This window comes from Burkholderia sp. PAMC 26561 (assembly GCF_001557535.2).
Lineage (GTDB): Bacteria > Pseudomonadota > Gammaproteobacteria > Burkholderiales > Burkholderiaceae > Caballeronia.
On sequence record NZ_CP014307.1, the window covers coordinates 1,560,745 to 1,574,753 of the forward strand.

A 14,009-nucleotide genomic window follows, 5' to 3' on the forward strand; every position below is an offset into this window, starting at 1 on the left:
TTGGTTTGCGGCTAGTGCGCGGTGAGGGGTGGCGGTGTGGCATCGATTGCTCCGGCTCGGTCGACACTGGATCGATCAAGCCGTGAGCAATCCACGTACCCTACTAAATACTTTCAGTCAGGAGCGTTCGGCAATGACGGGCGATCTGCCGCTCTTCCTGCGTCTCGATGACATCGAACTGGACGTCGAGGAACTCGAGTCCCTGGCAAATGCGTTCGCGTATGGCGTCGGCATGTTCGCCGATACCGCCCGTGAACACGACCCGGTCCAGGCCACCCATCAATGCCGCATACGCGCCGATTGTCTTGCGCACCGCCGTGCAAAAGATATCGATGGCAAGTTCCGCGTCCGCGTCGGTGCGTTTCAGAAGGGACTGCATGTCGTCGTTCGAGTCGGAAAGACCTTTGAGGCCGCTCTCCTTGTTGATCAGTTGTTCGAGTGCGTCGGCATCCATGCCGCCGGTTCGCATCAGATAGACGAACACACCGGGATCGAGATCGCCGGTGCGCGTCGCCATGGGGATACCGCCGGTAGGCGTCAGGCCCATGGTGGTATCGATTGAATGGCCGTTGTGGATCGCGCAAAGACTTGCACCGCTGCCCAGGTGCGCGACCACGAGCCGCTCGGGGAGATCGTTGCCGAGGCTCGCCACGATCGATTCGTACGACAACCCGTGAAAGCCGTAGCGCACCACGCCTTCGCCGGCGAAGTGCTTGGGCAAGCTCAGATGCGTGGCGCGTGCCGGCATGGTCTGGTGGAACGCGGTATCGAGACAGGCGTAGTGCGGCACGTCCCGGAAAATGTCCTGTGCCTGTTCGAGCAGCGCGAGCGATTGCGGCAAATGCAAAGGTGCGAACTGCACAGCATCGCGAAGGGTTTGCTTAACCTTGTCCGTGATAAGCGCGTGCGTTCTCAAATGCGGGCCGCCATGCACGATACGATGACCGACGCCCGCCAGCGGCTGGTCGAGATGCTCGTGCAAGGCGTCGGCCATGCGTTGCAGCGCGTCGTGCTGCGACTCCATCACATGACTTTGCTGAACGTTGATGGAGCCGTCCACCGAACGCATGGTCAACGACCCGTCGTCACGGCCAATGCCTTTTGCGCTTCCCGTCAGCCACGCTTTTTCGTCGCCGCTGTCGGGCGCATACACGCCGAACTTGAGCGACGACGACCCGCTGTTCAATACGAGGATGTCCTGTGCCATGGCATCAGCCTTTCCACGCCCAGTTGCGGATTTCATCGCGATCGATGCCTTCCGCGTGCGCGTAGCCAATGCTCTCGTTGATCTGGTCCTTCAGCCAGTTCTTCGTATGCGCACCGGTATCGCGCAGGCGCGGCACACGATCGATTACATCGATACACAACGAAAAGCGATCCACCTGGTTGATGATGGCGAGCTCGAACGGCGTATTGATGTTGCCGCGTTCACGATACCCGTGCACGTGCATGTTCTCGTGATTCGTGCGGTTGTACGTGAGCTTGTGGACCAGCGTCGGATACGAGTGAAAGTTGAAGATGACGGGTTTTTCGCGCGAAAAGATGGAATCGAAATCACGATTCGACAAGCCGTGCGGATGATCGGTATCGGGCATCAGGCGGAACAGGTCGACCACGTTGACAAAGCGGATCTTGAGATCGGGAAACCGCTCCTTCAGGATTTCGACGGCGGCCAATGACTCCATGGTCGCGATGTCGCCGGCGCACGCCATTACCACGTCAGGTTCACTGTTCTGATCCGTCGATGCCCAGTCCCAGATGCCAATGCCCTTCGCGCAATGCGCGAGCGCTGCTTCCGTGTCGAGGTATTGCAAGTGCGGTTGCTTGTCCGCGACGATCACGTTCACGTAGTCGCGCGAACGCAGGCAATGGTCCATCACACTCAGCAGACAGTTCGCATCGGGCGGCAAATAGATGCGCACGACTTCGGGACTCTTGTTCGTGACGACATCGAGGAAACCCGGGTCCTGGTGTGTGAAACCGTTGTGATCCTGACGCCATACCAGCGACGTGATCAGCAGGTTCACCGAAGGCACGGGTGCGCGCCAGTCGAGCTCCAGCTTCGATTTCTCGAGCCACTTCGCGTGCTGGTTGAACATCGAATCGATCACATGCACGAACGCTTCGTAGGTCGCGAAAAGACCGTGACGTCCCGTCAGGACATACCCTTCGAACCAGCCTTCGAGCGTATGTTCGCTGAGCATTTCCATCACGCGGCCGTCGGTCGCCAAAGCGCCGCCGTCGCTGTCCTCAGGCTTGTACTCGGCAATCCAGCGCTTGCCCGATGCTTCGTACACGCCGTCGAGCTTGTTGCTCGCGGTTTCATCGGGGCCGAACAGCTTGAACGAATTCATGTTGCGCTTGATGACATCACGCAGCCATGTGGCAAGCACCGCCGTTGGCGATTGGTACGTGCCGCCAGGGGCCTTGACCTTGTAGGCATAGTCGCGGATGTCCGGCAGGTCGAGTGAACGGCGCAGACGTCCGCCGTTTGCATGCGGATTCGCGCTGATGCGACGCTCGCCCTTCGGCGCCATCTCGCGCAGCTCTTCTATCAGGGTGCCGTTTTCATCGAAGAGCTCTTCGGGCTTGTAGCTGCGCATCCACGCTTCCACCAGCTTCAGACTCTTTGCGTTGGTCGCCGGATCGAGCACGGGCACCTGATGCGCGCGCCAGAAATCCTCGACCTTGTGACCATCGACTTCCTTCGGACCGGTCCAGCCCTTGGGCGAACGCAAGACGATCATTGGCCAGCGCGGGCGCGTGGTGTCGCCCGTCGAACGTGCATGCGCCTGAATCGCGCGAATCTCGCCGATGCACGTCTCAAGCGTCTGCGCCATCAGTTCGTGCATGGTCGCGGGGTCCGAGCCTGAGACAAAATGCGGCTTGTATCCGTAACCCGTCATCAGCGCTTCGAGCTCTTCCTGCGGGATGCGCGCGAGGATGGTCGGGTTCGCGATCTTGTAGCCGTTCAGATGCAGGATCGGCAGTACCGCGCCGTCAACGACGGGATTCAGGAATTTGTTCGAATGCCATGACGTTGCAAGCGGTCCGGTTTCAGCTTCGCCGTCGCCGACCATCACAGCCACGATCAGATCCGGGTTATCGAAAGCCGCGCCGAAGCCATGCGAAAGGCTATAGCCCAGCTCGCCGCCTTCGTGGATCGATCCGGGCGTTTCGGGCGTGCAATGCGACCCGATTCCCCCCGGTGACGAAAACAACCTGAACAGGCGCAGCATGCCGGTTTCATCGGCGCTGCGATCCGGATAGACCTCGGAGTAATACCCTTCCAGATACGAGTTCGACAACGTCGCCGGTGCGCCATGACCCGGACCCGAGACGAACATTACGTTCAGGTCATCCTTGATGATCAGCCGGTTCAAATGGACCCACGTGAAGGACTGGCCCGGGTCGGAGCCCCAGTGCCCAAGAAGTCGCCGTTTGATGTGTTCGGTTTGCAGCGGTTCGCGCAGCAACGGGTTGGCACGCAAATAAATCATGCCTACCGACAAGTAATTGCACGCGCGCCAATATGCATCGATCTTGCGTAATTCATCGGGGGAAAGGCGCGGGGAAGTGAAGGTTGCCTGTGTGTCCATGTCGTGTCCGTTGGTATCCATTGAAAGGAAGTTGCGGTGTCACTCTGGTTCGGCCGAGTCGTGCCTGGGCCGGGTCACTGATGCGGGTCGCTATCGATCTGGCACTTGCTATTGTGCCGCGTGTAGGGAGATTGCGTTGTAATTCCACCATGACATGAGTCAAGGACATTGCTATGACTTGCGGGCGCGGCCCGGTGGAGTGGCGTGAAAGAGGGGATTGAAACCGGGGGATGGTGCTGACTTTCGTGCGGTTTTCGCGGCTTTTTTGGCTCCGGCGCTGCCTTTGCGGCCGGCGCCTGCAAGCTGACTCATGAGTTCGTCGTCCGGTTCATCCTCGGGTTCGGTTTCGGGTGATTCCTCAGGTTCTTCTTTAGCATCTCGCGCTGGGACGCTGCGGCCCCCGACGTGCTCGACCACCGCGAAGAACTCCTTCGATGGATTGCGGATCGCGCGCCCGGGCATCATCGTGATGGCGACAACTTCGTGCAGCGATCTTCCATCCACGCTCTTGCGTTCAGGCGCTGAATGCCAGTCGATCGCGCTGTTCGCAAAGCCCGCGATAACGCGTTCGAGAACGGCTGGCGACAGCACGCCGCCATCGTACAGGCTGATCAGCGTGGCTTCGGCCACGGCGAACAAACCATTTCCTGATGCAGCGCGCCGTGCCATCAGTTCCCGGCCGCGCTCTGCGCCGGCGTGACACGCCAGACGGAGTTGCCGACGTCATCGGCGACGAGCAAGGCGCCCGAGTGGTCGAGCGTGACGCCGACGGGGCGGCCGCGCGCATCGCCATCGGGCGATAGAAATCCGGTCAGGATATCTTCAGGCGCTCCCGATGGTTTGCCTTCTGAAAAAGGTACAAAAATGACTTTGTAACCGCTGCGAGGCTTGCGGTTCCACGAGCCATGCTGTCCTATGAACGCCCCATTCCAGTACTTTTGCGGAAACAGCGTTGCATCGTAAAACGTGAGACCGAGCGACGCCGTGTGCGACCCTAGCGCGTAATCCGGAGGAATGGCTTTTGCGACCATTTCCGGGTTTTGCGGTTTCACGCGGGTATCGACATGCTGGCCATAGTAGCTATACGGGAAGCCATAAAAGGCCCCGTCTTTCACCGACGTCATGTAGTCGGGCACCAGGTCGTTACCCAATTCGTCGCGCTCGTTGACCACGGTCCAGAGCGCGCCGCTTTCGGGATTCCACGACATGCCGTTGGGATTGCGCAAGCCCGATGCAAATATCCGCGACTTGCCTGTGGCCCGGTCGATTTCCACGATGGCCGCGCGGCCTTCTTCCGCCTCGATGCCGTTTTCGCCCGCATTGCTGTTCGAGCCGACGGTGGCATAGAGTAGTTTGCCGTCACGGCTTGCAATGAGGTTCTTGGTCCAGTGATGATCGATAGGACCGCCCGGCAGGTCGGTCAGCTTTTCACCCGGTCCGCTGATCGATGTATCGCCCGTGTGGTACTTGAAGTGCAAAACGGCGTCCGTGTTCGCAACGTAGAGATCGTCGCCGACCAGCACCATGCCGAACGGCGAGTGCAGCTTGTCGATGAAGACGCTTCGCATGTCGGCCACGCCGTCGCCCTTCGTATCGCGCAAGAGGATGATGCGGTCCGGGCTTGCAACGCCTGCTCCCGCGCGTTTTTGAAACTGCTTTGTGATCCACCCCTTGATGCCCGTGTCAGGATCGTGTTGCGCAGGCGTGTTGCTTTCTGCCACAAGCACATCGCCGTTGGGCAAGGTGGTAAGCCAGCGCGGATGGTCGAGCCCTCTTGCAAATGCGTTCACCGCGAATCCGTTGGCCGCTGTAGGCATGGTGCCTTCGGGCCACGGATTGGCAGGCGCCACGTTGAGCGTGGGAAGGAGCGTAGTGTGAGGCGGCGGCAGCGTAGGGGACGGGCCGAAGCCGATCGATCCATCGGATGCGGCATTGGCGCACCCGGCCAGCACACCAGTAAGCATTGCGATGCCGCAAAACGAAGCGCGAAGCATGTAATTACGCACCGCCGATCCCTTCCGTGACCTTGCCCGTGCCGTCGCACGTCGCGCATGTCTGCCCGTCCTTCTTGCCCGAACCGCTGCAAGCCGGGCAGATGTTTTCGCCGGTGCCCGGTGTGCCGGGGGCGGCTTCATCGCCGGGATTGAGATCGGTGTTCTCAGGCATGACATCTCCTTGGTGATTCATACAGTCGCAGCCGGCGGCTTTGCGGGTGCCGGTTACGTACGAGACAGCAAGTAACGTTCCTCAAGGCTTGCGGCCGAACGCTTCGCGGAGTTTCTTCTTCGCGTTGTCGAGTACGGTTCGGCGCGACTTCGGCAAATTGCGCCCCGCGCGATTGATATAGAAATTCAGCATCGACATGGCCGACTGGAACGGCGTGCCCTTGCGCCGGTTGCTGCGCGTGGACGACTTCTTCAGCGAGTCCGCAATCTCCTGCGCATTGCCCTCCTTGAAGATGTCCCTCTTGATGTCCATCGCGTCGCTGGTTTCCATCACGTGATGCGACTAGCGTTTCGGACCCGATGGTTTCGGTTTTGCACGAGCATGTTTCTGGCGCGTCGTGTTGCGTTTGCCTGCGGTTTTCAAAGCGGTTGCCATGCTGTGTCCTCCTTATTTGCTGTGCTCGCCGATCAGCCGATGCGCATGTTTCAACGCGTCCACGATCGCGCGAAATGCGGCTTCGCGCGTCCCGGCATCGGGCGCCCGAAGCGCATACGATGGATGAAACGTCGCAATCACCAGACGTCCGTCGTGCTCGATTGCTTGGCCCATCGATGCCTGAAGTTTTACGGTCGATTTCTGCAGGACCGACTTCAACGCGGTTGCGCCCAACGCAACGATCACCTTTGGATCATGTTCCGCAAGCTCGCGTTCGATCCAGTAATGACATGCATCGACTTCGCGTTGCGCCGGTGTTTTATGCAGCCGGCGCTTGCCTCGTGGTTCCCATTTGAAATGCTTCACCGCGTTGGTCACGTAGACCTGCGAGCGTTGTACGCCGGCCTCCTGAAGCGCGTTGTCGAGCAGGGCGCCGGCCGGTCCCACGAATGGCTTGCCCTGCAGGTCCTCCTGATCGCCGGGCTGTTCGCCGACCATCATCAACGGTGCATGATGCGGACCGATGCCCGGCACTGCTTGCGTTGCGGCTTCCCACAGCGTGCATCGGCGGCACTGGTCGAGCCGCTCCGGGTGCTGATCCGGAAACATGCCGATAGGCTTGGTTGCCATGATCGTCTCAGCTTTGGTTACCTGCAACGCTGCGGGCTTCATCGAGCGTGAGGGTTGCACGCATCGCTTCTGCGAGCTTTGCCGTCGGCGCTTCCCGATCGCACGCAACAATTGCCGCGACGTTGCCGTCCTTTATCAGATAAGCGATGAAAGCCTGCGAGTTGAGATCGCCGTCGATCAGGACATCGTCATGCTCGCTTGCGTGGCCGAGGTATTCGAAGCGCTTGCCGAAATGATAGGTCCAGAAATAAGGCACGCCGGTGTAGTGCTCGTCGCCACCGGCCATGTTCAGCGCGGCAACGCGTGCATGTTGCTGAGCGACGCGCCAGTGTTCTATGCGCAGGTCCGCATCGGAACGTGGCACCGGAAACTGCGCGACGTCTCCGGCGGCGTACAGTCCGGGCGCGGCGCGCATGGCGCTGTCGACCTTGATGCCGCCGTCATGCGCGAGCGCAATGCCTTGCAGGAAGTCGGTCGCCGGCCTTACGCCTGTTCCTGCGATCACCACATCCGCCGGAATCGTCTCGCCGCCGTCAAGCTCGACAGCGTGAACGGCGTCGCCGCCAATCAACGCCTTCACCTTCGATTCCATCCGGAACTCGACGCCGTTCTTCTCGTGCAGCCGCTTGAACATCAGGCCGAGTTCATCGCCGAATTGCGTAGCGAGCGGGATCTTGCCGGGCGCGACCACGGTCACGTCGAGACCGCGTTTTTTAAGCGATGACGCCACCTCCAGCCCGATAAAACTCGCCCCCACGATGACCGCTTTTTTCGCGTCCTTGAGCGATGCGTCGAGCGTTGCAGCGTCGTCGCGTGAACGCAGCAAATGCACGCGGCTCAAGTTCGCGCCGGGAACGTCCATGGGTTTGGGAGTACCACCCGTGCAGATCAGCGCCGCGTCGTAATGCAGCGTGAGTTCGTTGGGCAGGTCGATGCGTTTATCGGCGGCATCGAGTTTGATGACCTGAGCTTCAATGCGCTCGATGCGCCGCTTCGTGGCGAAACCTTCGGGCAGTAGCGACGGAACTTCGCCGGGCGGCATATCGCCGGAGGCAACGAATTTGCTTAACGCCGTGCGGTCGTACGGCTCGCCGGACTCTGGCCCGATCAATACGATACGTCCGTGAAAGCCGCCTTCACGTAGCGCGGTGCATGCAGCAGCACCGGCCGCGCCCGCGCCGATGATCGCAAACATGCGTGTATCGGCGGATGGAAAATTCGCGGGCGGTTCTTCGGCTTGCGACGAAACCAGCACGTTGCCGTTTTCCACCGACACTGGGTAGCGTTTCAAGCCGATCAGCGCGGGCGGCTCGATCACGCGGCCATCGTCGATTGCGAACGTGCCCTTGTGCCAAGGACACACGATGCGCCCGTTGCACACGGCGCCTTCCTCGAGCGGCGCGCCGGCGTGCGGGCAGTCCGCCGAAAACGCGTGGACGTCGTCACCTTGCCGCACGAGGAGGATTGGGGTATCGGACAGCGTCACCCGTATGCCGTGGTCCTCGGGAATGTCGTCCAGCCGTGCTGCTTGCTGCATCGGTCCTGCCATGTCGCGCTCCCGTCTGTCGTTCACGACGATTCAGCAAAAAGCGGGCCGTCGGGACAAGGCGAAGGCGAAGGCGCGAAGGGTGATCAGGCCGCCATGCGCTCGAACGATGCCGCCCCGCCGCGCACGGAATCGAGAATGATCGATGCAAGCCGTTCGACAGGCGGCGCAGATTTGAACGACGCCCGCATGAGCGACAACGGCAATGACGGCAAATCGGGCAGCCCTGCGGCGTGTGCATCGAGCGCGCAAACCGACCTTGGCAAGCCGTATTGCGTCCGCACTGTCAGCCCGAGTCCCGCAGCGGCAGCGGCCCACAAACCGGACAGGCTCGGACTCGTGAACGCGACGCGCCAGCGGATGTTCATGCGATCGAGTTCCGCCGTCGCCGCGCTAAAAAAGAGGCACGCGCGATCGAACGCGACCAGCGGCAGCGGTTCATCGGCGGCCGGATTCCAGGGCAGGGTGGATGAACCGATCCAGCACATCCGCGGCTCGGCGATCAGCTCATGCTGGACGCCGGGCCGGGTTTCCCGCGCGGCCGATGACGCGTCGCCCCAAACCAGCGCGAGGTCGAGTTCGTTCGAATCGATACGCTCGAACAGTTCCGTATTGCGCGCCACGCGCGCTTCAATACGGACCTTCGGATGCGCGCGAGAAAACCGGCCGAGCACGTCGGGCAGCATGATCTCGCCGAAGTCCTCCTGCAGCCCGAGCCTGATCCATCCCTCCAGATCGGGGCCGCGCACGGCGACGGCCGCTTCGTCGTTGAGATCGACGAGGCGGCGCGCAAAGCGCAGCATGGTCTCGCCGGCGTCGGTCAACGCAAGGTTGCGGCCCGCCTTCTTGAACAACGGCGCGCCAGCCTGCTCTTCCAGCTTCCTGATCTGGGCACTGACGGCCGAAGTCGAACGCCCAATCCGATCCGCCGCCTTCGCAAAGCTCCCAAGCTCCATGCCGACCACGAATGTGCGCAGCGACGCGATTTCGAAATTGGTTTGCGGCATGTCGAACCGTCCTGTTTTGTCGAAGTGTTGGTTCGATATTACTTGATATTCAGGACCATCGTGGTGCGTCACACTGTGTGCATCGAAACTGAACGGATGCCATACAGCGATGCAAACTCAATGCGCAATTCCCTTGGCGGCAGGGGTGGGACGTGGTCTTGGCGCCTCCCATCGCTGGAAGGTGCTCGGCGTTGGCGTGGCGGCGAACGTCAGTTTTTCGGCGGCGATCGCGGGCATTCCGACCACGGCCGTCTGGTTGCGCGCGGATTATCACCTCGGCAACTCGGCGCTTGGACTGGCGCTCGGCGCGATGGGCCTGGGCGTGGCGATCTCCGAACTGCCATGGGGCGTGGCGACTGACCGGTGGGGCGACCGTCCGATCCTTCTCACCGGCCTGGCGACCGTGGCGGCTGCGTTCCTCGCGATGATGCTGTTCGTGGTGCCATCGGCGGCGTCGGTGCCTTCGTTGCTGTGGCTGGTGTTATCGATGTGCGGCGTCGGTCTGCTCGGCGGCAGCGTCAACGGATCGAGCGGACGCGCGATCATGCGCTGGTTTCAGGAAGGCGAACGCGGCCTCGCGATGAGCATCCGCCAGACCGCCGTGCCGCTCGGCGGCGGCCTCGGCGCGCTGATCCTGCCGTGGCTTGCATCCACAGGCGGCTTCCGGCTCGTCTATGGTGTGCTGGCGGCCATGTGCACGGCCGCAGGGTGGCTTGCATGGCGCTGGCTTCATGAGCCACCTGAAACACCCGCGCCCGCAGTGTCCGCATCGAACGTTGCGGTTGCTGCAGCCGTCAGCCCGCTGCGTGACGCGATGATCTGGCGCGTGGTGCTGGGCATCGGCATCCTGTGCATTCCGCAATTTGCCGTGCTCACGTTCGCCACGGTTTTCCTGCACGACTTCGCGCATGTCGGCCTGCCCGGCATCACGGCCACGATGGTCGCCGTCCAGCTCGGCGCAATGATCATGCGCGTCTGGAGCGGCCGGTTCACCGATAAACACGGCAACCGCCGCGCTTATACAAAAGTGTCGACGCTGATCGCGGTTGGTGCGTTCATCGTGCTCGCGGTAGGGACGGGGTATGGGTTATCCGAAGGCTGGCTGATTGGGTTTATCGTGTTCGCGGGGATTTGCGTATCGGCGTGGCATGGCGTGGCTTATACCGAACTCGCCACGCTCAGCGGGAAAGACCGTGCGGGAACCGCGCTTGGGATGACGAATACTGCCGTGTACGTGGGTTTGTTCGTCACGCCCTTGTCGATCCCGCATCTGCTCGCGGCGGGATCGTGGGGGGTGGTCTGGCTGGTCGCGGCTGCCTGTGCGCTGGTCGCGTATCCGTTGTTTCCAAAGCCGGGCAAAAGCTGAAACCCGTATGCGTTTGACCGCTAGAACCTCACGCCTATGCCCGCTTCGATCAAATCGGTATCGCGGTCGTAGCGCGTGATGACACGGTTCCATGTAAGCCGTGTGAGCCAGTATTTTCCCAGCCGATAACTCGCCGACATCGATATCAATCCGGAAACGCGGCCATCGCCCGTACGATTCCCGGGAAGGTTGTCGTTTTGCGTGACAGCGATGTATGGACCGGCGCCGACCGCGAGCGTAAAGCGGTCGTCGAAGAACCCGCGCGTCGCCCACAGTTGCAATGCAACGCCGTCGCGGCGGGGTTGCGTGTTGCTGGCCTCATGGATGTAAGACACGGTCCCGTCGACATAGCGCGCGAGCCCCCGCCGGTACTCCACGCTCTGCGCAAACGAGCTCTGCGAGTCGTAGCTGTTCAGTATCGATCTGCCGAGCAGGATGGTCAGCTCGTTGCCGGTGACGCGGGAGGTTCTCGGTGTCGGCGTCTGCCGCGGACCGGGTTCGCCGTTTGCATCGAGCTGATAACCCACGCCGAAGAGCAGCGCGGTCGTATCGGGACCGCCGAACGCCTGCACGTGATTCACTTGCATCTGCGCGATCCACCTGCGGTCGAAGTAATAAGCCGCCCGCGCGCTCCACACCACGCCCCAGCCATGCGTATTCGAATACGTTCCGCCTGCGCCCGCGGCGGTGGTATCGAAGTACCTGTAAGGTCCCGCTCCCGCCGATAACTCCACCCGGTCGCGCCACAGCGGCAGGCGGCCCCAGAGTTGAATGGTCTGTCCATCGCGATGATGGTCGGGAATGTGTCCTTCGTTGATCCACGAGAAACTCCATGCCGCATGGCGCCCGAGTCCTTCGCGATAACTCCCTTCCCACGAGTAGGAATTCTCGCCTCGGCTGATCAGCGGGCCGGCAACGATATTCAGTTCCTGGGCATGAGTTGAAACCGAAAACGTCAGCGCCGCAGATAATGCGCCGGTCAATATCGACGTGCAAAACGATCCACCGAGTCTGTTTCGGTTAGCGAGCCTGGACGCGGACACTATTCACTTATCGGGTTGTGTTTTGTTAAGGGACTGTTCGCTATCGGGCAAAAAGATGCTGCGAACGAAAGGTTGGCAACCGCTTGTCTTCTGCAGTCAAGCCAAGGCTAACGCAAAGAAAGGCCGCCGTGGTGAGCTCGCTTTTTGCGGGTAACGTACCCTTTCGGGCGCACGGAAAATGAAACACCGTCGGCTCGCCGCCCAAGCAAACAATACGCATTGCCGTTACTATTTCAGCAATGAATACTCCCTTCCCAAGCGCATCTTCCGCGCTCTCCAATCCGCTTCTGGAGTTTGTCGAACGGTATCCGCAACTGTTCGTTCTGACCGGTGCCGGTATTAGTACGGAATCCGGAATACCTTGCTATCGCGACAAGGAAGGTCAGCGCACGGGTCGCGCGCCCATCCTGCTGAAGGATTTTCTCGGCTCCGAGTTCGCGCGCAAGCGCTACTGGGCGCGCAGCATGATCGGCTGGCCGATGCTCGCGGGCGCCGCGCCCAATGCGGCGCATCTGGCGGTAGCGCGGCTGGAACGGCTGGGTGTTTTCGAACGGCTCGTCACGCAAAATGTCGACGGACTTCATACGAGCGCGGGCAACACGCACGTGATCGAACTGCATGGCAACATTGGCCGGGTGCGCTGCATGACATGTGGTGACGAGACGCCGCGGGCGGCGCTACAGCAGCGGCTCATTGCGGATAACCCGGGCTTCGTTGGATTGGCAGCATTGCCGGTGGCGGACGGCGATGCGCAACTGGAAGGCTACGATTTCAACGCGGTCCAGGTGCCGCCTTGCACGCGCTGCGGCGGGATGTTGAAGCCTGACGTCGTGTTTTTCGGCGAGGGCGTGCCGCGCACGCGCGTGGATGCGGCTGCGGCCGCGCTCGATCAGGCCGATGCCATGCTCGTGCTCGGCTCGTCGCTGATGGTGTATTCGGGTTTTCGGTTTTGCGAATGGGCGGCGCGTGCCGGCAAGCCCATCGCGGCGGTCAATTTGGGGCACACCCGGGCGGATGCGCTCCTGCAGTTCAAGGTCGAAGCCCAATGTGGGCCGGTGCTGTCCGGCCTGGCCGATGCGCTCGAAGGCAACCGGTAATCAGTTGCCCTGTTCCTGCTCGCGCCGGATGCGCGCTTCTTCTTCAAGCCGGATGTCCTCGATCTCCTGCATCACGGCTTCGAGATCGACCGGGGTTGTATCGGCTTCGACGTGGCCTGTGAGCTTCGTATCCACGGTGAGCAGTCCCGCTTCGTAGAGCGTCCACATTTCCTTGCCGTAGTTCGACTTGAGCAATTCCGGCGCGAACTGGCCGAAGTAGGTCGCGAGGTTTTCCACGTCACGCTGCAGCATGGCGGACGCTTCGTTGTTCCCGGCGGCGTCGACGGCCTGCGGCAAGTCGATGATCACCGGACCGTCCGATGCAAGCAGGATGTTGTACTCGGACAAGTCGCCGTGAATCATGCCCGCACACAGCATGCGCACCACTTCACGCAGCAGCGCGGCGTGCAATTCGAGCGCGCGGTCGTGACTCATGTCCACGTCGTTCAGTCGCGGCGCGACGTCGCCTTGCGCGTCCACCACGAGTTCCATCAGCAACACGCCGTCGGTGCATATGTACGGCTGCGGTACACGAACGCCGGCATTCGCCAGCCGGAACAGCGCATCGACTTCTGCGTTCTGCCACGCCTCTTCCTGCATTTGCCGGCCGTAGCGCGTGCCTTTTTCCATCGCACGCGCTTGCCGGCTGTTCTTCACCGTGCGTCCCTCGCGATACGACGCCGCCTGACGGAAGCTGCGCTGCTTCGCGTCCTTATAGACCTTCGCGCAACGGGTGGAATCGCCGCTTCGTACCACATATACGGTCGCTTCCTTGCCGCTCATCAACTGGCCGATGACCTCGTCGATCAGCCCTTCTTCCAGCAATGGCAGCAGTCTTTTTGGTGTTTTCATGAGGCCGCCGCACAGGAAAGGACTTCGCGGGAATCGCGAAGAGGGCGGAAGGCAGGGAGGCAGGAAATTGGAATCATGGCGGATTATAAAGGCAACGCGGACAAGCACGGGCAGAACGGGCGGCGTCCGGCAAGGGCTCCGGTTTGCGGAAAACGCGTTTTGACTCGGTGAGGCTGGAGCGAATCTTCGGACATGCGTTGAAAAGAGCCTGATCGGTTCAATGGCAGACATCGAGGCTATCAGTAAAACCAACGCTCAAGTTCTGAAT

General features: G+C 61.3%; 12 protein-coding genes and 1 pseudogene. 2 read left to right on the forward strand and 11 right to left on the reverse strand.

Features of this window, described 5'->3' with window-relative positions:
* Positions 1–103 precede the first annotated feature (103 nt).
* From AXG89_RS22695 to AXG89_RS22730, 9 genes and pseudogenes are all read right to left on the reverse strand, one after another.
* Complete coding sequence (locus tag AXG89_RS22695) at positions 104–1,207, reverse strand: acetate/propionate family kinase (RefSeq protein ID WP_062172504.1); 1,104 nt, start codon at positions 1,205–1,207, stop codon at positions 104–106.
* A gap of 4 nt (positions 1,208–1,211) precedes the next feature.
* Positions 1,212–3,599, reverse strand: coding sequence for a phosphoketolase family protein (locus tag AXG89_RS22700; RefSeq protein ID WP_062172658.1), 2,388 nt, complete (start codon positions 3,597–3,599; stop codon positions 1,212–1,214).
* 171 nt (positions 3,600–3,770) lie between these two features.
* Positions 3,771–4,268 (reverse strand): hypothetical protein, encoded by a 498-nt coding sequence (locus tag AXG89_RS22705; RefSeq protein WP_062172505.1) that lies wholly within the window; start codon positions 4,266–4,268, stop codon positions 3,771–3,773.
* A complete protein-coding gene (locus AXG89_RS22710) occupies positions 4,268–5,593 on the reverse strand; it encodes a PQQ-dependent sugar dehydrogenase (RefSeq protein ID WP_062172506.1) in 1,326 nt (441 codons plus the stop codon). The genes AXG89_RS22705 and AXG89_RS22710 overlap by 1 nt, the downstream gene beginning before the upstream one ends.
* Before the next feature lie 4 nt (positions 5,594–5,597).
* Positions 5,598–5,765, reverse strand: coding sequence for a hypothetical protein (locus AXG89_RS42275; RefSeq protein ID WP_162916102.1), 168 nt, complete (start codon positions 5,763–5,765; stop codon positions 5,598–5,600).
* An 81-nt stretch (positions 5,766–5,846) separates the two neighbouring features.
* Positions 5,847–6,200: pseudogene (locus AXG89_RS22715) on the reverse strand (DUF3175 domain-containing protein).
* A 12-nt stretch (positions 6,201–6,212) separates the two neighbouring features.
* Positions 6,213–6,830: a UdgX family uracil-DNA binding protein gene (locus AXG89_RS22720; protein WP_062172659.1), complete on the reverse strand. Its 618-nt coding sequence runs from the start codon at positions 6,828–6,830 to the stop codon at positions 6,213–6,215.
* 7 nt (positions 6,831–6,837) lie between these two features.
* The gene (locus AXG89_RS22725) at positions 6,838–8,379 is read right to left on the reverse strand and encodes an FAD-dependent oxidoreductase (RefSeq protein ID WP_062172507.1); all 1,542 of its coding nucleotides are present in this window, start codon (positions 8,377–8,379) and stop codon (positions 6,838–6,840) included.
* 83 nt (positions 8,380–8,462) lie between these two features.
* The gene (locus AXG89_RS22730; protein WP_062172508.1) at positions 8,463–9,383 is read right to left on the reverse strand and encodes a LysR substrate-binding domain-containing protein; all 921 of its coding nucleotides are present in this window, start codon (positions 9,381–9,383) and stop codon (positions 8,463–8,465) included.
* A 109-nt stretch (positions 9,384–9,492) separates the two neighbouring features.
* Here AXG89_RS22730 and AXG89_RS22735 point away from each other — a divergent pair, with 109 nt between their 5' ends.
* Positions 9,493–10,749: an MFS transporter gene (locus AXG89_RS22735; protein WP_062172509.1), complete on the forward strand. Its 1,257-nt coding sequence runs from the start codon at positions 9,493–9,495 to the stop codon at positions 10,747–10,749.
* A 20-nt stretch (positions 10,750–10,769) separates the two neighbouring features.
* Here AXG89_RS22735 and AXG89_RS22740 read toward each other — a convergent pair whose 3' ends face one another.
* Entirely contained in the window at positions 10,770–11,735 is a 966-nt protein-coding gene (locus AXG89_RS22740; protein WP_075359226.1) for a hypothetical protein, read from the reverse strand.
* 296 nt (positions 11,736–12,031) lie between these two features.
* Here AXG89_RS22740 and AXG89_RS22745 point away from each other — a divergent pair, with 296 nt between their 5' ends.
* The gene (locus AXG89_RS22745) at positions 12,032–12,889 is read left to right on the forward strand and encodes an NAD-dependent protein deacetylase (protein WP_062172511.1); all 858 of its coding nucleotides are present in this window, start codon (positions 12,032–12,034) and stop codon (positions 12,887–12,889) included.
* On the opposite strand, the gene AXG89_RS22750 is transcribed toward AXG89_RS22745, so the two are convergent.
* Positions 12,890–13,741: a PA4780 family RIO1-like protein kinase gene (locus tag AXG89_RS22750; RefSeq protein WP_062172512.1), complete on the reverse strand. Its 852-nt coding sequence runs from the start codon at positions 13,739–13,741 to the stop codon at positions 12,890–12,892.
* Between the last annotated feature and the right edge of the window lie 268 nt (positions 13,742–14,009).